The sequence below is a fragment of the Tunturiibacter psychrotolerans genome (assembly GCF_051013365.1).
Classification (GTDB): Bacteria; Acidobacteriota; Terriglobia; order Terriglobales; family Acidobacteriaceae; genus Edaphobacter; species Edaphobacter psychrotolerans_A.
This window is the reverse complement of sequence record NZ_CP132941.1, coordinates 1,056,783-1,075,010: the sequence shown is the minus strand read 5'-3', so window position 1 is coordinate 1,075,010 and position 18,228 is coordinate 1,056,783. Positions and strand designations below refer to the sequence as shown.

Genomic DNA, 18,228 nt, shown 5'->3' with positions numbered 1-18,228 from the left:
CGTAAAGTTATAGGTGGAGGGAAGAATGGCGGATGCGGAGCGGGTCACGGCGCGGCAGAGAGCTATTCTGACGGCCATTATTGAGAGCTATATTGAGACGGGTGAGCCTGTGGGCTCGGGCACCATTGCCCGACTGCAACATGGTGAAAGTGCGGGGCTTAGTCCGGCGACGGTGCGGAATGAGATGGCGGAGTTGGCCGATGCGGGACTGCTGGAACAGCCTCATACGTCGGCTGGTCGGGTGCCGACGGCTCGTGCATTTCGGATGTTTGTGGAGCAGTTGAGTGGTGGGGTAAATCCGCGGATTGATGCGGCGCGGTTGTCTGCGCGGTCACGGTCGCAGATTGACTCGAGTTTTGTTGGAGTTGCGGGGACTCAGGCGGTGCTGGAACGGACGTCGCATGTACTGGCTACGCTGTCGAGTGGGGTGGGTGTGGCGATTGCGGCGGCGGCGGATGGGGACATGCTGGAGCATGTGCATTTTTCGCGGTTGGCTGCGGCTCGGGTGTTGGCTGTGGTTGTGACGCGGAGCGGGTTGGTGCGGGATCGGGTATTAGCTCTGGATAAAGACTTGACAGTAGGGGAGTTAGAAGTCGCGGCTAATTTTTTGAATGAGAATTTTCGTGGGTGGAGCGTGGAGCGGGTGCGGGCGGAGATTGCCCGGATGGTCGAGCGGGAGCAGAGCGAGTATCAGCGGCTGCTGAACTCTGTGCAGCAGCTTTGGGTGAAAGCGGTGCCTGAGGCGGGGGTGCCGGTACAGACAGTTTATGTGGATGGCGTGGCGAATCTCGTTGGTTCTCAAGAGGATAGGGAGAGGTTACGGGAGGTGTTGACGGCGCTTGAAGCGAAGCAACGGTTAGTGGAGTTGTTGAATGCTTACATCGATGCGCGGCAGGAGAGCGTGAGGGTGGTGTTTGATCTGGAGGAGCAAGCTCCTGAAATGGCGGGACTTGTGCTGATTGCGGCGCCGGCGCGGATGGGCGGCGAGAGCCGCGGGACCGTTGGCGTGATTGGGCCGAAGCGGATGCACTACGAAAACACGATGAATGCGGTGAGTTATATTGCGCAGGTCTTCGATCGGATGTTGCATCCTGTTGATTAAATTTTGATGGTGATTTTTTTCTGGGCGTGGTGGGGGAGTGGTTTTTGCTGGGGTTTTTGAGAAAATAGGGTGTTTGGACGTGGTGAATTTGTGGTGTAGGCGTGGTGTTTTGCGTGGTGGATGTGGTGTTTTGGACGTCACTTTTTGGGCCTCGGAAAAAGTGCCACGTTTTGGAGATTTATTTTTAGCCGGTTGTGAGCGGGGTGGGTTTTGAAAAGGCTTGAGGTGGGGACGTTCGAAGTTGGAACGGTTGGCAGAGGATTTTCGCGATGAACGCCAAGGACCAGTTCGCGCGATGGGCCCGAATGGGCAACAATAGAAGAGGTAATCCGATGAGGAGTTCTAAAGAGATGCAGGATGAGATGAACGGGCAGGGAGTTGTTGACCCGGAGGTGGCTGTGGGTTCTGAGGTTGAGCCGGTTAGTGAGATGAACCCCGCTCAGGCGGAGTTGGAGCAGGTGAAGGGCGAGCGCGATCAGCTGCTGGATCGGCTGGCGAGGCTGCAGGCCGAATTCGATAATGCGCGCAAGCGCGAAGTGAAGGAGCGGGCCGACTCGCGGGACTATACCGTTTCGAACACGGTCGAACCGTTTCTGGGCGTGATGGATAACTTTCAGCTGGCGCTGAAGGCGAATGGTACGGCGGAACAACTGCGCGGCGGTGTGGAGCTGATTCTGAAGCAGATGGAAGATGCGCTGAAGGGGCTGAATGTGCAGGCGGTTGAGACGGTTGGGACGCAGTTTGACCCCCGAATCCACGAGGCCTTGGGGAGCATCGAAACTAAGGAGTTTCCGGACCACCAGGTGCTGGAAGAGATTCGGCGGGGGTATAAGATTCGCGAGAAGCTTTTGCGTCCGGCGTTGGTGAGGATTGCGGCGAATCCGGATCAGGTTGCGGATTAGGTTTGTGTATTGGCCGAGGCGGTGGAGAAGCGGGTTTCTCCACTGCGGCGACAAATACGTCGCCTTCGGTCGAAATGACATTTTTTTAGCAGAGTTTTCAGTGCCAAGTTAGCAGAGTTTCAGGTGCAAGACTGTATCGGTTGAATGTTGCAGACAGTAGTGCGGTGAGCATGTTTTGTTGGCACATCGATCAGACTGCATAGATTAGGAAAGATTTCAGGGACATGGCGACGGCAAACGTGACGAAGGTTGACTACTACGAAGTGTTGAGTGTTTCGCGAGATGCGAACGACCAGGAGTTGAAGACTGCGTATCGCAAGCTCGCGATGCAGTATCACCCGGACCGGAACCCGAACAATCCTTCTGCGGAAGAGAAGTTCAAAGAGTGCGGCGAGGCTTACTCCGTGTTGAGCGATCCGGAGAAGCGCGCGGCGTATGACCGGTATGGCCATGCTGCGTTTCAGAATGGCGGCGGCGGGGCCGGTGGTCCGTTTGGCGGTGGGTTTAGCGGCAATGCGCAGGACCTGGGGGATATCTTCGGCGATCTGTTCGGCGAGATGTTCAACATGGGCGGGAATGGCCGTCAGCAGGCTTCGCGAGTGCAGCGTGGGCGCGATCTGCGGTACGACATGAAGCTCGAGTTCGAGGAGGCAGTCTTCGGCAAGGAGAAGGAGATCACCATTCGGCGGATGGAGACTTGCATTGATTGCAAGGGCTCGGGTGCGGCGAAGGGTAAGGCTCCGGTGACTTGTACGCAGTGCGGCGGGCGCGGGCAGCAAAGATTTCAGCAGGGGTTCTTTTCGGTGGCGCGGACCTGCTCGGTGTGTGGAGGGACGGGGACGCTGATCGTTGACCCATGCAAGACGTGCCAGGGCGAGACGCGCGTGAACACAGAGCACACGATTCTGGTGAAGGTGCCGGCGGGCGTGGAGCAGGATACGCGGATACGCTACCAGGGTGAGGGCGAGTCGGGTAAGTTCGCCGGGCCTGCGGGTGATCTGTATGTTGTGCTGAGCGTGAAGGCGCATAAGTTCTTCGAGCGCGATGGCGATGATCTGCATTGCGTGATGCCGATCTCGTTTCCGCAGGCGGCGCTGGGGACGGAGCTCGAGATTCAGACGCTTGAAGGTGCAGCTACGATCAAGATTCCCGAGGGGACGCAGAGCGGGAAGGCGTTCAAGCTGAAGGGCAAGGGCGTGCCGCATCTGAACTCGCATGGGAAGGGCGACCTGATCGTGGAGATTCGCGTGCAGACGCCGGGCAAGCTGAATAAGCAGCAGAGGGACTTGTTGAAGCAGTTGAGCGAGACGATGGTGGTGGAGAATACCCCGACGTCGCGTGGGCTGTTTGATAAGGTGAAGGATATCTTCAGCTAGGGGCCAGCTAGTCAGCTAAATGCAGCCAGTCAGCAAGTCAGCTACCCGATACGCGGAGTGCAGGAATGGCAGATCCTTCGGTCTCCGACGTCGCGAAGCCCTATCTGGACTATCTCGACAAGGAGATGACGATCGAAGGGATTCTGTCTGCTTTTTGTGTTGCTGTGGGCGGAGTCGCATTCGATAGAGTTTTGGGAGGTAAGGCTGATGGGGCCTCCTCCTTCGTTGGACAGCTTCAGGAGTTTTCTTATCCTTTTGTGCTGGCGGCTATCGCCGGCCTTGTGACAGCGGCGCTCTTCTTTTATTTGCAACGGTCCACGTTGGCGTGGCACTACGGCGAGATTAGTTTTGCTGTTGCCACGGAGTTAGCTGAGGGAACGAGTGCAGCTGGGAACGCTGCGATTTTAGTCAGCCTGGATGACGCCCATTCGTGGAGTACATGGAACCGCTATAAATTTGGATGGTCTTTTCTTGCGGTGACCGCCGTAGAGATTTTGCTGGCGCTGTTTTGTGCGATCAATCGATCGAGTCTTCGCGGACATTGGTTGGTTGCAAGTATTCCGTTTGTCGTGGCAGCGGTCGTCGATCTGTTGCTATTGAATGTGATGAAGAGGCGAGACGAGCGCGATTCTTCTCGATTGTGAGCTATAGCGGTGAGGGCTGCGTCGGAGGGTGGCATGGTTCTGGCGATCTGGCATGCGGTGGTGATGGCGTTGACGATGGCGTGGGAGATTCTGTGGGCGCTGATTCTTGGGTTTCTTCTTTCGGCGGTGGTGCAGGCTGTGGTGTCGAAGGAGGAGATGTCGCGGCTGCTGCCGGATGACAGGGCGGGGACGATTGTGAAGGCTTGCGGGCTGGGCGCGGCGAGTTCTTCGTGCTCGTATGCCGCGGTGGCGCTGGCGAGATCGATGTTTCGGAAGGGCGCGAATTTCACGTCTTCCATGGCGTTTCAATTTGCTTCGACGAATCTTGTGATCGAGTTGGGGATCCTGCTCGCGGTGCTGATGGGTTGGCGGTTTACGGTGGCGGAGTTTGTGGGTGGGCCGCTGATGATATGGGTGCTGGTGGTGCTGTTTCGGATGTTTCTTCCGCGGTCGTTGGTGGAAGAGGCGCGGCGGCAGGCGGAGCTGGGAGTGCAGGGACGCATGGAAGGCCATGCTGCGATGGATATGAGCTTGCATGAGGGGTCGCTGTGGCAGCGGGCTAATTCGCAGGAGGGACGGACGGCGATCAGTCACTTCTTCGTGATGGATTGGGCTTCGCTGTGGATGGATCTTGTGGGTGGGTTGCTGATAGCGGGGGCGCTGGCGGCTTGGGTGCCGAAACACTTCTGGCAGGTGTTTTTCTTTGAGGCGCACCCTGTGCTGGCAAAGATCTGGGGGCCGCTGATTGGGCCGGTGGTTGCGGTGGTTTCGTTTGTTTGTTCGGTGGGGAATGTTCCCTTGGCGGCGGTGCTGTGGAATGGTGGGATCAGCTTTGGGGGCATGATTGCGTTCCTTTTTGCCGATTTGATTATTCTTCCGATCCTGAATATCTATCGCAAGTACTACGGGTGGAAGATGAGCGCGTTTCTGTTGGCTACGTTTCATGTTGCGATGGCGGTGGCGGCGCTGGTGGTGGAGTTGGTGTTCGGTGCGCTGCATCTGATTCCGCAAGAGCGGAATGCGAGGGTGATGGAGGAGGCGATCTCGTGGAACTATACGACGTGGTTGAATATTGGGTTTCTGGTGGTGGCGGCTTTGTTGGTGGTGAGGTTTCTGCGGACGGGTGGGCCTGCGATGTTGCGCATGATGGCGGGGGAGAAGATGGCGCATAGGCACGGATAGTTGCGCATCTTCTGTTGGCCGCTGTTTGAGCCCATTAGAGGAGATGGGTGGAGGCGATTGCGATGGCGGCGATGGCGGCGGTTTCGGCACGGAGGATGCGGGGGCCGAGGGTTACGGGCTGCCATTGATGCTGGGTGAAGAGAGACATCTCTTCGGGGGTCCAGCCGCCTTCGGGGCCGATGGCGAGGGCGGTGTCGGTTTCTTGTTGCGACGAGGTTGCGGCTTTGAGGGCGGCGGTGAGAGTGAGGGTCTGCTCGGTTTCGCTGAGGAGGATGCGGGTGGGGGAGGTTTCTTCGGCGAGGGCTTGCTTGAGGGGGATGGGGTCGGCGATGTGGGGGATGTCCGTGCGGCGGGATTGCTTGGAGGCTTCGAGGGCGATGCGGCGCCAGCGTTCGGTGCGTTTGAGTGCGGATTGGGCGAGGTGCTTTTCGGTGCGGCGGGCGAGGATGGGAGTGATGCGGGCGATGCCTAGTTCAGTGGCTTTTTCGATGGCCCACTCCATGTGGTCGAACTTGAAGACGGCGAGGAGGAGATGGAGGGGGAGGGCGGCGTCGGATTCGAGCTCTTCGTGGAGGGTGAAGAGGACTTCGGCATCGGAGACGCTGAGGATCTCGGCGCGGTGGAGGAAGCCGTTGGAGACGACGTCGTAGATCTGGCCGGGTTCGGCGCGGAGGACGCGGGCGAGGTGAGCGGCTTGGTCGCCGGTGAGGGAAGCGGTGGTGGCGGTCCAACGGTCGGCGATCCAGCGACGGCGGGTCATGAGGTTAGTTTACGGTTTTGGGGGGCTGATCGAGGGTTGGCGAGTTGTGCATCGGGCCCGACGGTGGTTGAAGCGGGTTTCTCCACTGCGCGGGACAAAATCGTCCCGCTCCGGTCGAAATGACAGATTTTTGGTTGGTTTGGTGCGGCTGTCGACCTGCTAGTTGGCGAGCTTGGAGGTGGGGTTGGGGATCGCTTCGCTGGCGCGGCTGATCATGACGCCCTGCTGGCCCTGGTGGTAGAGGTCGACGTTGAGGATGGCGGTGCGGCGGTGGTCCCATACGCCCTGGGTGACGGGGAAGTGGAGGAGGATCATTCCCTGGGCGGACTGGCCGGGGTTGATCATGGTCTCGCGGAGCAGAGGCTCGGAGGCGAGAGGCTTGAGGGCGGGAAAGGCGGAGTAGACGCTGGCGATGTCGTCTTTTTCGATGGCGCTGGTGGTGATCTCCTCGCCGTCGCCGGTGGTGAGGGTGGCGGTGAAGTCTTTGAGGAAGAGGGGGAGACGGAGGCCGTCGGTGACGCGAAGGGTGGTGAGGACGTAGAGGTCGTCGCGGGCCTGGTCGTGGCCGACGAGGATGGATTCGCCTTTGAAGACGGTGTGGGCGGGATAGACGGTGGTGTGGACGATGTCGAGGTCCGCGGTTTTATGCGGCGTGAAGCGGATGGCCAGGGCGAGGGTGATGCCGAGGATCAAAAACGCCAATAGGACCGGTGCCAGGAGGTTGCTTCGAGCGGGTTGGGCGAACTTGAGGTCGGACACTGCGATGAGAATAGCAAGGGAGATTGGTTTTCAGAAGGTTAAAAAAGCTAGAAATTTACGTAATCACCTAGATGCGGTTTCGGTAAGCGCTGATGGAGATGGGAATGCGGGATTTCGTACCACAAGAGTTGTAGGGACGGGTGAGTCAGTCCTTGTGGACGGCGTACTCCTCCAGAAAGACGGTGATGAGAGCGGCGGTGGGGACGGAGACGAGGGCGCCGACGATGCCTGCGAGGGCGGTTCCTAAAAGCAGAGCGACGAGGACGGTGAGGCCCATGAGGTTGACGCTGGAGCGCATGATTCGAGGGGTGAGGAAGGCGTTTTCGACGTTGATGTAAATAGCATAGAAGGTGAGGACGCCGGCCATCTTGGTCCAGGAGTCGAGGGCGGCGACCCCGGCGGCGATGACGATGGTGATGACTCCGCCGGCGATGGGGATGATGTTGAAGAGGCCCATGAGGAAGCCGAGGAGGAGGAAGTAGCGCACGTGGAGGAGTCCGAAGACGATGGTGCTGGAGACTCCAAGGACGAGCATGAGGAGGCCCTGGCCGAGGAGCCACTTGCTGACTTTGCGCTCGGCTTTCTTGAGGGTTTTGTCGAGGCGCTGGCGCTCGGTGGCGGGGAAGAGAGAGAGGAAGAAGTCGTAGGCGTGCTCGCCTTCGAGCATGAAGTAGATGCAGAGGAAGGCGGCGGTGAGGATGTCAAAGACGTGGGAGAGCCAGAGGGGGAGCGAGGTGAAGAGATAGCTGGCGGTGGCATCGAAGGCACCGGCGGCGCGCTGGGCGAAGGAGTCGATGCCGAGCTTGTCGGCGAAGGGGAGCTTTTTGACGCGGGAGACGATCTCGGGGATGCGTTGGGGGAGTTCGGCGGAGAAGTTGCGGAGGTCGCTGAGGACGGGTGGGAGGCCGGTGGTGAAGAAGATGGCCAGGACTAGGGCGACGACGGCGATTAAGAGAACGATGGCGACAGCGCGGGAGGGGTGATAGTTGCGGATCTTCAACTTGCGGATGCGGGTGACTGCGGGCATGAGGACAACGGCGAAGAGGCCGCTGACATAGATAATCAGTAGCTCTTTCTGGAGTGTCCATGCGAGGGCGAGCAGGAGGATGACGGCGAAGAAGAAGAGGATATTGCCGTGGACCTGGGCGCGGGTCTTTTTCTCGTAGGGGGTTAGATCGTCGGGCGTGGGGTTGGTCAGCCGGGTTCTCCTGTGGGTGCTGACGTTGAGATGCAGAAAGTGTGCGCCGAATTGGCCGGGTGGGGGAGTGTGGAGTTTGAGTCGTGGGTTTGGGGTTGCCGATTCGGCGGCATTTTTTGCCGCCTTCGTGGAAGATCGCATTTCTTTGATAGGGTATTGGATCTTATTTTTTTGCCAGGGCCACTAGCAGGGCGTCGACGGTTTGGGCGGGGGTTTGGTCGGAGGTGGCGATGGTGAGGCCTGCCATGCGGCGGTAGAGGGGGTGGCGGCGCTCAAAGCGGAGTTGGGCGGCGGCGGGGTCTGTGAGGACGGGGCGGGCGATGTCCTGCAGCATGCAGCGGTCGAAGAGGGTGGGGAAGGGGGCGTCGAGGAAGATGGTGAAGGTGGCGGGGGTTTGCTCGAGGAGGAGGCGGTTGGTGAGGTCTTCGGGGGTTCCGCCGCCGAGGGCGAGAACGATGTTGCTGTAGCCGAGGGCCGAGGCGAGGGCGGTGGATTCGAGGCGGCGGAAGCGGGCTTCGCCGTGCTGCTCGAAGAGCTGGGGGATGGTGGCGTTGGTGCGGGACTCGAGGTGGGCGTCGAGGTCGAGGAAGTTCCAGCCGATGCGGGCGGCGAGGAGGCGGCCGATGGTGGATTTGCCTGCTCCCATGAAGCCGGTGAGGACGAGACGTTTGAGGTGGGTTGGGGCTTGGGCCATGGTTTCGGTTTCGGTCTTGGACTGGGGATTGGACTGGGGATTGGACTGGGGCTTGATTTGGGTTTCGGGTTCGGTGGACGTCATTGCCTCTCCTTAGTGTGCCTGTAAACGTTGCAGAAAACGAAAGAGCCGCAACCTGGTGTGGGTTGCGGCTCGGGAAGGTCGAAGACTCTGAAGTTTTTTAGGTTTTTTCAGAGATGCATGCGAGGACTCCACTGGCCGCTGGATGGCGCCAATAGGAGCAGGTAAAAAAAGCGAATTGGAAGCGGCTCGACATGCTGGTAAGACGATACACCGGGTGTTTGGGGGATTGCAAGTGATCCTGGTGGGCGCGAAAGACCCAATTCGTTCTGTTTTAGTTTCGTGACTTGCCAAACCTCTTAGCAGCCGCCGCCGCGATTGCAAAAAACTACACTCGCTCCGGGCCTACGCGCATATACTGGCCACGCCGCCGGGAGAACCCATGCGCACTGCTTTCCTGCTTCTCATGATCCTTGCTGTTCCCTGCAGCGGCCAGCTTCAGACCGCGCCGCCCGTCGTAGTCATTGCCGACGGAGGCACCAACGGACGAATGGAGAGCATTTTCATTCCACCTATAGCCAACGCTCCCTTTACCCTCACTCTGCTCACCGAGTGGTCTCGTCCCTTTGCCAACGGCGGTACCTACACCCTGACGAATCAGCGCCGAATCGCTCGCGACGGCAAAGGCCGCATCTATGAAGAGCGCTGGCTCCTGGTACCTAAGGGCGGCAAGATGGCCTCGGTCATGGATGTGCGCCAGTTCGCCGATCCCAATCGCCACACCCTGTACAACTGCTTCACGGACGGTAAGGTATGCCAACTTGTTTCTTACTCAGGATCGACGCAAGCGGTATACAAGCCAGCAACGGCACCTACAGGCCCCCTTCCCGACGGCACAGGTTTTCACCAGCATGAAGATCTGGGGGTCGCCAACACTAACGGCGTAGACACCACTGGCTATCGCGAGACCACGACGATTAATCCGGGCGTCATGGGCAACGATCAACCTATGATCTCGACCCGCGAATTTTGGTACTCGGCTCAGCTCGGTATCAACCTCATCTCCAAAGTCGACACGCCGCAGAGCGGCAAGCAGGTCTTCAACGTTAAAGACCTCACGACGTCTGAGCCCGACCCAGCCCTGTTCGAACTGCCCGAAGGCTACAAGATCGTTGATCGCACCAAAGAATAGATACGCCTGAGAAATCAGGCGTATCTCGGCCTTGAGGGGCCCTGGACGCAGCCTTACTCGTAGCGGAGGGCTTCTATTGGTTTCATTTTGAGTGGCGCGGCGGACGGATCTGGAGTGCCAGATAACCCTTACAGTCCTAGTTTATAACGTCCACGTGGGCTTGCGGCAACACCGGATTCTGCGTCATTATCGTCATCCGATTTGAGAGACCCGCGTCGCGAGCGAGATGCGGGTGCGGGTCTCCCACCTCGGAGAGGAGGCAGCAGGACGATGTCGTCAACGGATAGCAGGTTTCGTCGACAGTTCTTTCATGGCACGCGCGCGAATCTTCAGCACGGAGATCTGATCGGAGTTGGTTACACATCCAACTACGGCGAAGGGAAAGCTTTGTCCTGGGTATATTGCACGGGCACGCTCGACGCTGCGATATGGGGCGCGGAGTTGGCCGTTGGGACTGGGCCGGAAAGGATTTATATTGTGGAGCCGATGGGGCCAGTGGAGGACGACCCCAACCTGACGGACAAGAAGTTTCCTGGCAATCCAACACTGTCCTATCGCTCCCGCGAACCGCTTCGTGTGGTTGGAGAAGCCACAAAGTGGCAGGGACATTCACCCGACCAGATTCGACAAATGAGGTCAGGTCGGGAACGACTGAAGAAGGAAGGTGCCGAAATTATTGACTAAGTTAAATGGCTTTGGGACACAGCCGCGGGAGATCCACGGAATGTGTAACACCGAGTCCTTCGATCTAAATCCTGAGAGACACACTTGTCGTCGCCCGCAATAGAGAGGGCTTCTTCGATTTAACATGAGAGTATGCGAGAGATTGTGATTGGCGGCAGAGAGAAGATCGACCTTGAGACTTGGGAGCGACGCGCGAGTTTTGATTTTTTCAAGAGTTTTACTGAGCCTTATCACGGTGTCTGCCTCCGCGTTGACTGCACGAGGACCTACAACTATGCGAAGGAGCATCGTCTGTCAGTTTTTTTGTCGCTGCTGCATCGCTCACTCGTAGCTGCGCACGAAGTTGAGAACTTCAAGACGCGTCTTGTTGGCGGCACTGTCTGGAGGTATGAGCTGATCAATGGCGGAAGTGCGGTGGGACGCGAGAATGGCACTATCGGCTTGGGACACTATCAGTTCCGACCGCAAATCGATGAGTTCGTGCGGGAGGCGGCTATCGAAGTCGACCGGGTGCGGCAGAGAGATGATATTGAGCGCTATCCGGAGGCCAACCTGATCCGTTATTCGGTGCTTCCGTGGTTCGACTTCACCTCCATTTCGCATGCTCGCGACTTCTCCCACGAAGACTCTGCGCCCCGGATTACGTTCGGCAAAATTACTGAGGCGGGTGGCCGCTGCACCATGCCCGTATCGATTCATGTGCACCACGCTCTCGTCGATGGGCTGCATGTGGCTCAGTTCGTTGAGAAGTTTCAATGTCGCCTGGATGCCCCAGATGCCAAGTCCGCGTAGCGATGCGCCGGATCGAGCGGGGCGGGGTGAGTTACTCGTAGCGTAGGGCTTCCATCGGCTCTACCTGGGTCGCGCGCCGGGCGGGGATGCCGCTGGCGATGATGACGACGGATGCGAGGATGGCGACCGCGAAGAGCAGAGGAGTCAACGTCTGATTGGTTGCCGATGCCCAGTGTGCCAGTCCTTTTTGCAGCAGGAGAGTGAGGAGGATTCCTATTGCTACGCCGATGCCTACGCTGATGACGGCGGAGCGGGCGACCAACTCGAGCACGCTGCTGCGCGGGGCACCGAGCGCCATGCGGATGCCGAACTCGTTGGTGCGTTGGGAGACGGTGTAGGAGACGACGCTATAGAGGCCGACTGCGGCGAGTAGCAGAGCGAGTACGGCGAATCCGGCGAAGAGCCAGGAGATGAGTTGACCCTGCGCGTACTCGGGTTGGGTGCTGATCCAGTGTTCGAGGTCACGGACCAGGGAGCCGATCTGCTGATCGTGATCGACCGAGGCGACCTGCAGGCCGATGGTGTGGATCATTGGCATCGGCGGACCGTCGGTGCGGACTAAGAGCTGGGTGAACTGCCACATCGCGAGAGTGTAGGGGACGAAGGCTTCTGGTACGACTGGATTACGCATGCCGTCATCAAGTTTGTCTTCGGTGACTCCGATGATCTGGAGCCAGCCATCTGCTCCCATATGTGTTGTCACCATTGGGGGCGGGTCTTTGAGAGCGTCCATGCGGATGGAGTGGCCGATGGCGTCGCCTTTGGGAAAGTACTTGTGGGCGAGTGTTTCGTTGATGATCGCTACGGGGTTTGCGTTGTGATTTTCCGCTTCGGTCCAGATGCGGCCCTGGATCACGGCGTTTTTCAGGAGTGGGAAGTATTCTGCGCTGACAAAGTTGAGTCGAATCTTCTGATCTTCGGAGGACGGTTGGCCGAGGAGTTCCATCGGGGTGTTGAGGCCATTGTTGGGAGGAGTGGCGTTGTGGGAGACAGCCACCATGTTGACGCCGGGAATCTCTGCGACCTTGTTGCGGAGCAGTTCCAAGTAGGCGGCGCGTGCGTCGAGGGTGGCGTAGGAGTCCCGCAGCGGGATGCCGATGGATATCGTGTTGTGCGGGTCGTATCCGAGATGGGCATGTGCGAGTTTGATGAAACTTTGTACGGCAGCGCCTGCGGCGGAGAGGAGCAGGAGTGTCAGTGCGATCTGGCCGGCGATGAGTGCGCTGTGGAGAGCCCGGCCGCTGACTGTGCCGGCGACCTTGCGGGTACCAGTCTGCATGGCTTCACGTACGTCGGGGCGCGAGAGACGGAGCGCGGGCCAGAGTCCGAAGAGAATGCCGGTGAGGAGAGCCACTGCGACGGAGAAGGACAGGACGGGGAGGTTGATGGCGAAGGCGGCTTCGTGAGGGAAAGAATATTCGGGCAGAAGAGCGATGATGCCTGCGAGGAGTTTGTAGGCGAGGAGGACGCCCAGCGAGGCACCGGTGACTGAGAGCAGAAGGGCTTCTGTGAGGAGCTGACGAATGATGCGGCCACGTGAGGCTCCGATGGCGGCGCGTATGGCAAACTCATGTTCGCGCGCTACGCCGCGGGCGAGGAGCAGGATGGACACATTGCCGCAGCCGATGGCGAGGAGCAGGAGCACGGCACCGAAGAGCAGCGCGAGGGATGGGCCGATTGCTTTGAGGAACTGCTCATTCAGGCCGATGACGGCCAGCGGTCCGGGCTTGGGAGGGAAGTTACGCGGGGTTTCCTTTAAAAAGCGGGCGATGATCGGTTGCATCTGTTGCTCGGCGACATGGTGGCTGACTCCTGGTTTGAGGCGGGCCTCAAACTCGTAAGGGTCGGGGCCTGCGGTCGTCTTCAGGGGGAGATAGACATCGGCGTCGCTCCAGGTAAACCGCTTTGCGGCTACGCCTACTACGTTGTAGGGTTGGTGATCCAACTGGATGGTCTTACCGAGGATGGCCGGGTCTCCGTTGAAGCGGCGTTGCCAGAACTTGTAGCGGAGCACGAGGACCGGTTGCGGATCGTGGCCGTCTGCGGCGTCGGATGGCAGGAGGCCGCGGCCGAGGAGAGGCGGGACACCGAAGAAGTTGAAGCCATTGGTGGTCATCTGGCTGCCCTGAACGTCTTCGGGCAGGTCGCTGCCGGTGATGGTGAAGCGTTTGTAGTTGAGGAGGGCGGAGTCTTCGATGGCGGGAACCTGGCGGAGTTGCTGCCATTGCGAGGCCGTGATGGTTATTGGCTGGTAGCCGTCGGCTGTGGTGCCTCCGAAGGAGAAGTGGACCATGCGGTCGGAGTTGGCGTAGGGATAGGGATTCATGATGACTCCCCAGACCACGCTGAAGACGGCGGAAGTTGCGGCGATTCCACAGGCGAGAGAGAGAATCGCGGTGATTGCGAAGCCGGGACTTTTTAAGAGTTGGCGGACGGCATAACGTACGTCTTGAATGAGAGACCTCATACAGACTCCTGGGCGCAGCCGATTGGACCTGATGGAGTAGTTGCAAGTGGGAGGCCAATTGGTTTGGGAGGGCGAGGTGGCTGGCTGCCTGCGTTTTTATGGGGATAGCGATTTTTGTGAGGCGGAGTTTGGTTTAGGGCTGTCCGCTATTGGACGGAGGAGTTCGTATCCGTACACCTTGAGAGTGCGTCGGCGGGTGTCAGATTTATCCGTAGGTGACGAAGGAGATTACGTTGCCGTCGAGGTCTCGGACGTGAAAGTCGGTTCCGCCCCAGGCTTGTTTGGTGAGGGTTTGCGCGAACTCTGCGCCTTCCGCTTTGAATTCTTCGAATAGGGTGTGTGCGTTTGAGACTTCTATGGAGGCGAGGATCAGCGATTTTTCGTGAGCGGCCATTTGTGCGAAGAGAGGCTGATGCACGAAGCGGAGATGCAGGGTGATGCCGTCTCGCGAGACCGCGCCGTAGAAGGGTGGGAGGCCGTGGAGGAAGTCGATCTCGAAGCCTAGCTTCCGTTGGAAGAAGGTGGCGGAGGCTGTGACATCCTTCACGAAGAGGATAGGTGTGATTTTTTTGAGGAACAGGCGTTCGTCTGGGACGCGAGGCGTTTTGGGAGATTCTGCGGTGGCTGCTTTTAGTTCGGCCCAGGTTTGGTGGCCGGCTTCGACTGCGATGATTTCCTGGGCCAGGGTGAGGGGGAAGTTGAGGGCTAGTGCTTCGCGGTCGGTTAGGGATTGGTAGCGTTCGAGGCGGCGCACGTGCTCGCCGATGGAGTAGTTTTTTTCGCGGTGCCATCGGAGGAGGAGCTTGGCTTGCTTGCGGTATGTTTCGAGAGTGGGCATGGACGTATTCCTGCTGAGATTTTTTCAGCGGGCGGGCCTAGCCCTTTCGGCGGGTGCCGATGTGCCCCACGAGAACTAGCTCATGCTAGGTGAGAAGGGTTTGAGTGTCAATTTTTTCTCGGTCGAGATGACGAGTTTTGGGCGGAGAGGTAAGGACAGCAAAGACAAATGCAACAGCAGATCCCTACGGGATGACAAACAAAGAACAAGCAACTGCAACTGCAACTGCAACTACAACTACAACTGCAACTACAACTGCAACAGCGGGTCAGGCTTTGATGGAGGGGGCGAGGTAGCCTTCGGTGGCCAGGTGTTGGCCCATTTTTGCGTACATCTCGGGGTCTTCTGGTTGCCAGGTGGCGAGGCCGTCGACGTAGCGGTTGAACATGCAGAAGGCGGCGGCGATGAGGACGGTGTCGTGGATTTCGAGGTCGGTTGCGCCTTGTTCGCGGGCTTTTGCGACATCTTCTGGGGTGACGTGTTTGCCGCCTTGTTGGACTTTGCCGGCGATGGCGAGGAGGGCTTTCAGTTTGTCTGAGACTGGTGCTTGTTCGTAGTTCTGTCTTACCTGTTCGGTTAGACCCCAATCGTTGTTGAGGTGTGCTGCAGCGGCTGAGGCGTGACTGGTTTGGCAAAAGTAGCAGTCGTTCTGGCTGGAGACGTAGGTGGCGATGAGTTCGCGCTCGGCGGGGGTTAGGGAGTTGGAGTCGTGGAGTAGGACGTGGGCGAGTTCGCGCATTGGCTTGGCGGTTTCGGGGCGATAGACGAATCCGCTGCTGATTCCGGCGAAGCCTTCGGGTAGTTTGATGTGTGGCATGAGTCCCTCCTTAGTATGTAGCGATCTATTGTGGCTGCGGCTGCGTACTGGAAATTCTAAGAAACTGGGGTCTACGGTGCGGCAAAATGCAGGTCCTTCGATTGCGCCTCTTGCGATCAAGCTGCAAGAGGCTCCGCTCAGGATGAAACCATTTATAAAATCAATCGTTCAAAACCCACCGAATAGGTCGGTGCGACCTAGTGTGCGGCTTCGGCGGGTAGATATTCTTTGCTGACGTTGACGTATCCTTCGCGTGCGATCCACTTGCCGCGCTCGCGATACATGGCTTCGTCGCGCGGCTGGATGGTGGCAAGGCCGTCCACGTAGCGGTTGAACATGCAGAAGGCGGCGGCGATCAGGACGGTGTCGTGGATCTCGATGTCGGTTGCGCCTTGCGCGCGGGCTGCGGCTACGTCTTCGGTGGTGACGTGCTTGCCTCCGCGCTGGACCTTGCCTGCGATGACCAGGAGGGCTTTTAGCTTGTCGGAGATAGCGGCGTTGTGGAAGTCGTGTTTGACCTGCTTGACGAGGGCTTCGTCGCCGTTGAGGCTTGCGGCGGCAATGGCTCCGTGGATGGTTTGACAGTAGTAACAGTCATTTTCGGAGGAGACGTAGGTTGCAATGAGTTCGCGCTCGCCGGGGGTGAGGGAGTTGGGGGCGTGGAGAAGGACTTCTACGAGATCGTTGAGTGGCCTTGCGGTTTCGGGGCGGAAGGCCATTGCGCCGCGTATGCCGGGGAGACCTTCGGGAAGTTTGATGTGTGCCATGAGCGGTGTTCCTTTCAGGATGTGATTTGTTCGGGGAGTGGGTTGGTGGTGACGGTTGACTTTGCGAAGAAGAAGCGGCGGACGGGGTCGCCGCAGAGGACGATGATGAGGCCTACGAGTGCGGGGATGGGATCGTGCATGAGGATCATGAGGTTGATGATGGTGCAGCCGAGGAGGAAGACGATGGGCGCGGCGGGGAACCACCATCTGCGCACGGGCTGCGGCATGCGGAAGAGGGTGGTGACGGAGAGCGCGAGAAAGCAGACGGCAGAAAAGATGATGAAGGAGAGGATGCGGTTGAAGGCTCCGAAGGTCAGGACGAGTAGGGCGAGAGATGTTTGGAGGAGGACGGCGTTGGCGGGGGTTCCGAAGCGTGGGTGAAGTTTGCCGAATGGCGCGAAGAAGGCGCCGTCTTTTGCCATAGCGTAGTAGACGCGGGGGGCTGCCATGGTGAGGGCCATGAGTCCTCCAAGGACAGAGAGAAGGACGCAGGCCGAGAGGACTTTGCCTCCGATGGTGCCGAAGAGTGCTTCGCCGAACTGAGCGACGAAGGCAGTGTTGGAGACGATTTTTTCGAGCGGTACGACCATGAGGAATGAGGCGCTGACGAGGAGATAGACGGCTGTGACGAGAAGCACACCGCAGGTGAAGGCGAGCGGCATGTTGCGGCGTGGGTTGCGGACTTCGCCGGCGATCTTGGCGGCCTCCCACCATCCGCCGAAGCTGAAGAAGGCGCTGACGGTGGCTCCGGCGATGGCGGCGAAGAGTGGCTCGGAGCCGGGGCGGCGTGCGGTTAGGGGTAGGAGGTTCGAGGTGGTGGCGTGGCCGGAGATCGATGCCCAGAGCACGAGGCAGACCAGGACGGCGATCTTGAGGAGGTTCGCGGTCGTCATGACGCGGCGGCTTAGACGAGTACCTATGTAGTTGAGGATTGCGAGGGCGATAAGGATGATCGCGGGGATGATGATTTGAGTGCGGGGTGAGAGGCCGAAGAGGGAGAGGACATAGGGGGCTGCGCCCACGGCGAGCGCGGCGGCGATGCCTGGATCCATGACGGCGGCGGACATCCAGCCGTAGAGAAATGCGAGGCGGGTGCCGTAGCCCTGGCGGAGGTAGACATACTCGCCGCCGGTGAGCGGGTAGGTGATGGCTAGTTCGGAGTAACAGATGGCTCCGCAGAGCGTCATGAAGCCCATGCCGCACCATACGGCGGCTAGCAGGAGAGGAGAGCCCAGCGATCTTGCCATTGCGGCGGGGGTGAGGAAGATGCCGAGCGCGATTGATTCGCCCGTGACTACGGAGAGGGCGGCGGCTAAACCCATCTGGCGGCGCTGTTCCATTAGGGAGTCATCGTACGCGACTGGGATGGGATCGCCCATCCATCAAAGGGTGGAGATGGGTGGTCGCATTTAGTTGTTGGATGATCGGAGCACGGTGGCGAGGACGGAGATGCCGCGACGTTGTCGGAAGGTCGAAAAGTGGACTGGTTCGACGTTTGATTGTGGACCTGTTCGATGATACAGAGCTCTTTTAGTCTGAAGGTGGAGGAAATAACGATGAAAGCAAGAATCGAACCTGACAAGGCTTCTCCGGCGGCGTATCAGGCAATGATAGGGCTGGAGATGTTTGTTAGTAAGTCTTCGAAGCTGGAGCCGTCGTTGCTGGAACTGGTGAAGATGCGGGCTTCGCAGATCAATGGGTGTGCGTATTGCCTGGATATGCACTCGAAGGATGCGCGTGCGAAGGGCGAGAGCGAACAGCGGCTCTATGCTTTGAACGCCTGGCGGGAGACGCCGTTCTTTACGGATCGGGAGCAGGCGGCGCTGGCGTGGGCCGAGGCTCTGACTCTGGTGAGTGTGGACCATGTTCCGGATGCGGTGTATGAGCGTGCGAAGCAGCAGTTTTCGGAGGAGGAGCTGGTGAACCTGACGCTGGCTGTGATTGCGATCAATGGATGGAACAGAATTGCGATCTCGTTTCGTATGGTGCCGGGTGAGTACCAGCCGGCGGTGCGCAAGTCGGAACATAAGTGA

At 59.0% G+C, this 18,228-nt stretch carries 18 protein-coding genes; 9 read left to right on the top strand and 9 right to left on the bottom strand.

Going from position 1 to position 18,228, the window contains the following annotated elements:
* Positions 1–25: 25 nt before the first annotated feature.
* The 5 genes from hrcA (at position 26) to RBB76_RS04350 (ending at position 5,206) form a co-directional block, all read left to right on the top strand.
* Positions 26–1,102 (top strand): heat-inducible transcriptional repressor HrcA, encoded by a 1,077-nt coding sequence (hrcA, locus tag RBB76_RS04370; protein WP_429628622.1) that lies wholly within the window; start codon positions 26–28, stop codon positions 1,100–1,102.
* Between the two features lie 332 nt (positions 1,103–1,434).
* Positions 1,435–2,004 carry a nucleotide exchange factor GrpE gene (locus RBB76_RS04365; RefSeq protein WP_429628623.1) on the top strand — a complete coding sequence of 190 codons (570 nt, stop codon included), beginning with the start codon at positions 1,435–1,437 and terminating at the stop codon, positions 2,002–2,004.
* Positions 2,005–2,228: 224 nt separating this feature from the next.
* Entirely contained in the window at positions 2,229–3,380 is a 1,152-nt protein-coding gene (gene dnaJ / locus RBB76_RS04360) for a molecular chaperone DnaJ (RefSeq protein WP_429628624.1), read from the top strand.
* A gap of 65 nt (positions 3,381–3,445) precedes the next feature.
* Positions 3,446–4,024: a hypothetical protein gene (locus RBB76_RS04355; RefSeq protein WP_429628625.1), complete on the top strand. Its 579-nt coding sequence runs from the start codon at positions 3,446–3,448 to the stop codon at positions 4,022–4,024.
* Positions 4,025–4,057: 33 nt separating this feature from the next.
* Positions 4,058–5,206 (top strand): permease, encoded by a 1,149-nt coding sequence (locus RBB76_RS04350; RefSeq protein WP_429628626.1) that lies wholly within the window; start codon positions 4,058–4,060, stop codon positions 5,204–5,206.
* A gap of 34 nt (positions 5,207–5,240) precedes the next feature.
* On the opposite strand, the gene RBB76_RS04345 is transcribed toward RBB76_RS04350, so the two are convergent.
* The 4 genes from RBB76_RS04345 to RBB76_RS04330 all read right to left on the bottom strand — a co-directional run bounded on the left by RBB76_RS04345 (position 5,241) and on the right by RBB76_RS04330 (position 8,701).
* A complete protein-coding gene (locus tag RBB76_RS04345) occupies positions 5,241–5,966 on the bottom strand; it encodes an RsmE family RNA methyltransferase (protein ID WP_429628627.1) in 726 nt (241 codons plus the stop codon).
* Between the two features lie 159 nt (positions 5,967–6,125).
* Positions 6,126–6,725 carry a hypothetical protein gene (locus tag RBB76_RS04340; RefSeq protein WP_429628628.1) on the bottom strand — a complete coding sequence of 200 codons (600 nt, stop codon included), beginning with the start codon at positions 6,723–6,725 and terminating at the stop codon, positions 6,126–6,128.
* Between the two features lie 145 nt (positions 6,726–6,870).
* A complete protein-coding gene (locus RBB76_RS04335; protein WP_429628629.1) occupies positions 6,871–8,064 on the bottom strand; it encodes an AI-2E family transporter in 1,194 nt (397 codons plus the stop codon).
* A gap of 22 nt (positions 8,065–8,086) precedes the next feature.
* A complete protein-coding gene (locus RBB76_RS04330) occupies positions 8,087–8,701 on the bottom strand; it encodes a shikimate kinase (protein WP_429628630.1) in 615 nt (204 codons plus the stop codon).
* A gap of 379 nt (positions 8,702–9,080) precedes the next feature.
* Here RBB76_RS04330 and RBB76_RS04325 point away from each other — a divergent pair, with 379 nt between their 5' ends.
* The 3 genes from RBB76_RS04325 (at position 9,081) to RBB76_RS04315 (ending at position 11,306) form a co-directional block, all read left to right on the top strand.
* A complete protein-coding gene (locus tag RBB76_RS04325; protein ID WP_429628631.1) occupies positions 9,081–9,830 on the top strand; it encodes a hypothetical protein in 750 nt (249 codons plus the stop codon).
* 270 nt (positions 9,831–10,100) lie between these two features.
* The gene (arr, locus tag RBB76_RS04320) at positions 10,101–10,514 is read left to right on the top strand and encodes an NAD(+)--rifampin ADP-ribosyltransferase (protein WP_429628632.1); all 414 of its coding nucleotides are present in this window, start codon (positions 10,101–10,103) and stop codon (positions 10,512–10,514) included.
* A gap of 132 nt (positions 10,515–10,646) precedes the next feature.
* Complete coding sequence (locus RBB76_RS04315) at positions 10,647–11,306, top strand: CatA-like O-acetyltransferase (RefSeq protein ID WP_429628633.1); 660 nt, start codon at positions 10,647–10,649, stop codon at positions 11,304–11,306.
* A gap of 31 nt (positions 11,307–11,337) precedes the next feature.
* Here RBB76_RS04315 and RBB76_RS04310 read toward each other — a convergent pair whose 3' ends face one another.
* The 5 genes from RBB76_RS04310 to RBB76_RS04290 all read right to left on the bottom strand — a co-directional run bounded on the left by RBB76_RS04310 (position 11,338) and on the right by RBB76_RS04290 (position 17,535).
* Positions 11,338–13,773: an ABC transporter permease gene (locus RBB76_RS04310; protein WP_429628634.1), complete on the bottom strand. Its 2,436-nt coding sequence runs from the start codon at positions 13,771–13,773 to the stop codon at positions 11,338–11,340.
* A 205-nt stretch (positions 13,774–13,978) separates the two neighbouring features.
* Positions 13,979–14,611, bottom strand: a complete 633-nt coding sequence (locus tag RBB76_RS04305) for a glyoxalase superfamily protein (protein WP_429628635.1) — start codon at positions 14,609–14,611, stop codon at positions 13,979–13,981.
* Between the two features lie 268 nt (positions 14,612–14,879).
* Entirely contained in the window at positions 14,880–15,428 is a 549-nt protein-coding gene (locus RBB76_RS04300) for a carboxymuconolactone decarboxylase family protein (RefSeq protein WP_429628636.1), read from the bottom strand.
* A gap of 197 nt (positions 15,429–15,625) precedes the next feature.
* A complete protein-coding gene (locus RBB76_RS04295; RefSeq protein ID WP_429628637.1) occupies positions 15,626–16,195 on the bottom strand; it encodes a carboxymuconolactone decarboxylase family protein in 570 nt (189 codons plus the stop codon).
* Between the two features lie 14 nt (positions 16,196–16,209).
* Positions 16,210–17,535, bottom strand: coding sequence for an APC family permease (locus tag RBB76_RS04290; RefSeq protein WP_429628638.1), 1,326 nt, complete (start codon positions 17,533–17,535; stop codon positions 16,210–16,212).
* A 216-nt stretch (positions 17,536–17,751) separates the two neighbouring features.
* Here RBB76_RS04290 and RBB76_RS04285 point away from each other — a divergent pair, with 216 nt between their 5' ends.
* Positions 17,752–18,228: a carboxymuconolactone decarboxylase family protein gene (locus RBB76_RS04285; RefSeq protein ID WP_429628639.1), complete on the top strand. Its 477-nt coding sequence runs from the start codon at positions 17,752–17,754 to the stop codon at positions 18,226–18,228.

Bases quoted from the DNA above. Each gene is read 5' to 3' on its own strand.
- hrcA (WP_429628622.1), top strand. From the start codon at position 26: ATGGCGGATGCGGAGCGGGTCACGGCGCGGCAGAGAGCTATTCTGACG.
- RBB76_RS04365 (WP_429628623.1), top strand. From the start codon at position 1,435: ATGAGGAGTTCTAAAGAGATGCAGGATGAGATGAACGGGCAGGGAGTT.
- dnaJ (WP_429628624.1), top strand. From the start codon at position 2,229: ATGGCGACGGCAAACGTGACGAAGGTTGACTACTACGAAGTGTTGAGT.
- RBB76_RS04355 (WP_429628625.1), top strand. From the start codon at position 3,446: ATGGCAGATCCTTCGGTCTCCGACGTCGCGAAGCCCTATCTGGACTAT.
- RBB76_RS04350 (WP_429628626.1), top strand. From the start codon at position 4,058: ATGGTTCTGGCGATCTGGCATGCGGTGGTGATGGCGTTGACGATGGCG.
- RBB76_RS04345 (WP_429628627.1), bottom strand. From the start codon at position 5,966: ATGACCCGCCGTCGCTGGATCGCCGACCGTTGGACCGCCACCACCGCT.
- RBB76_RS04335 (WP_429628629.1), bottom strand. From the start codon at position 8,064: ATGCGATCTTCCACGAAGGCGGCAAAAAATGCCGCCGAATCGGCAACC.
- RBB76_RS04330 (WP_429628630.1), bottom strand. From the start codon at position 8,701: ATGACGTCCACCGAACCCGAAACCCAAATCAAGCCCCAGTCCAATCCC.
- RBB76_RS04325 (WP_429628631.1), top strand. From the start codon at position 9,081: ATGCGCACTGCTTTCCTGCTTCTCATGATCCTTGCTGTTCCCTGCAGC.
- arr (WP_429628632.1), top strand. From the start codon at position 10,101: ATGTCGTCAACGGATAGCAGGTTTCGTCGACAGTTCTTTCATGGCACG.
- RBB76_RS04315 (WP_429628633.1), top strand. From the start codon at position 10,647: ATGCGAGAGATTGTGATTGGCGGCAGAGAGAAGATCGACCTTGAGACT.
- RBB76_RS04310 (WP_429628634.1), bottom strand. From the start codon at position 13,773: ATGAGGTCTCTCATTCAAGACGTACGTTATGCCGTCCGCCAACTCTTA.
- RBB76_RS04305 (WP_429628635.1), bottom strand. From the start codon at position 14,611: ATGCCCACTCTCGAAACATACCGCAAGCAAGCCAAGCTCCTCCTCCGA.
- RBB76_RS04300 (WP_429628636.1), bottom strand. From the start codon at position 15,428: ATGCCACACATCAAACTACCCGAAGGCTTCGCCGGAATCAGCAGCGGA.
- RBB76_RS04295 (WP_429628637.1), bottom strand. From the start codon at position 16,195: ATGGCACACATCAAACTTCCCGAAGGTCTCCCCGGCATACGCGGCGCA.
- RBB76_RS04290 (WP_429628638.1), bottom strand. From the start codon at position 17,535: ATGGAACAGCGCCGCCAGATGGGTTTAGCCGCCGCCCTCTCCGTAGTC.
- RBB76_RS04285 (WP_429628639.1), top strand. From the start codon at position 17,752: ATGAAAGCAAGAATCGAACCTGACAAGGCTTCTCCGGCGGCGTATCAG.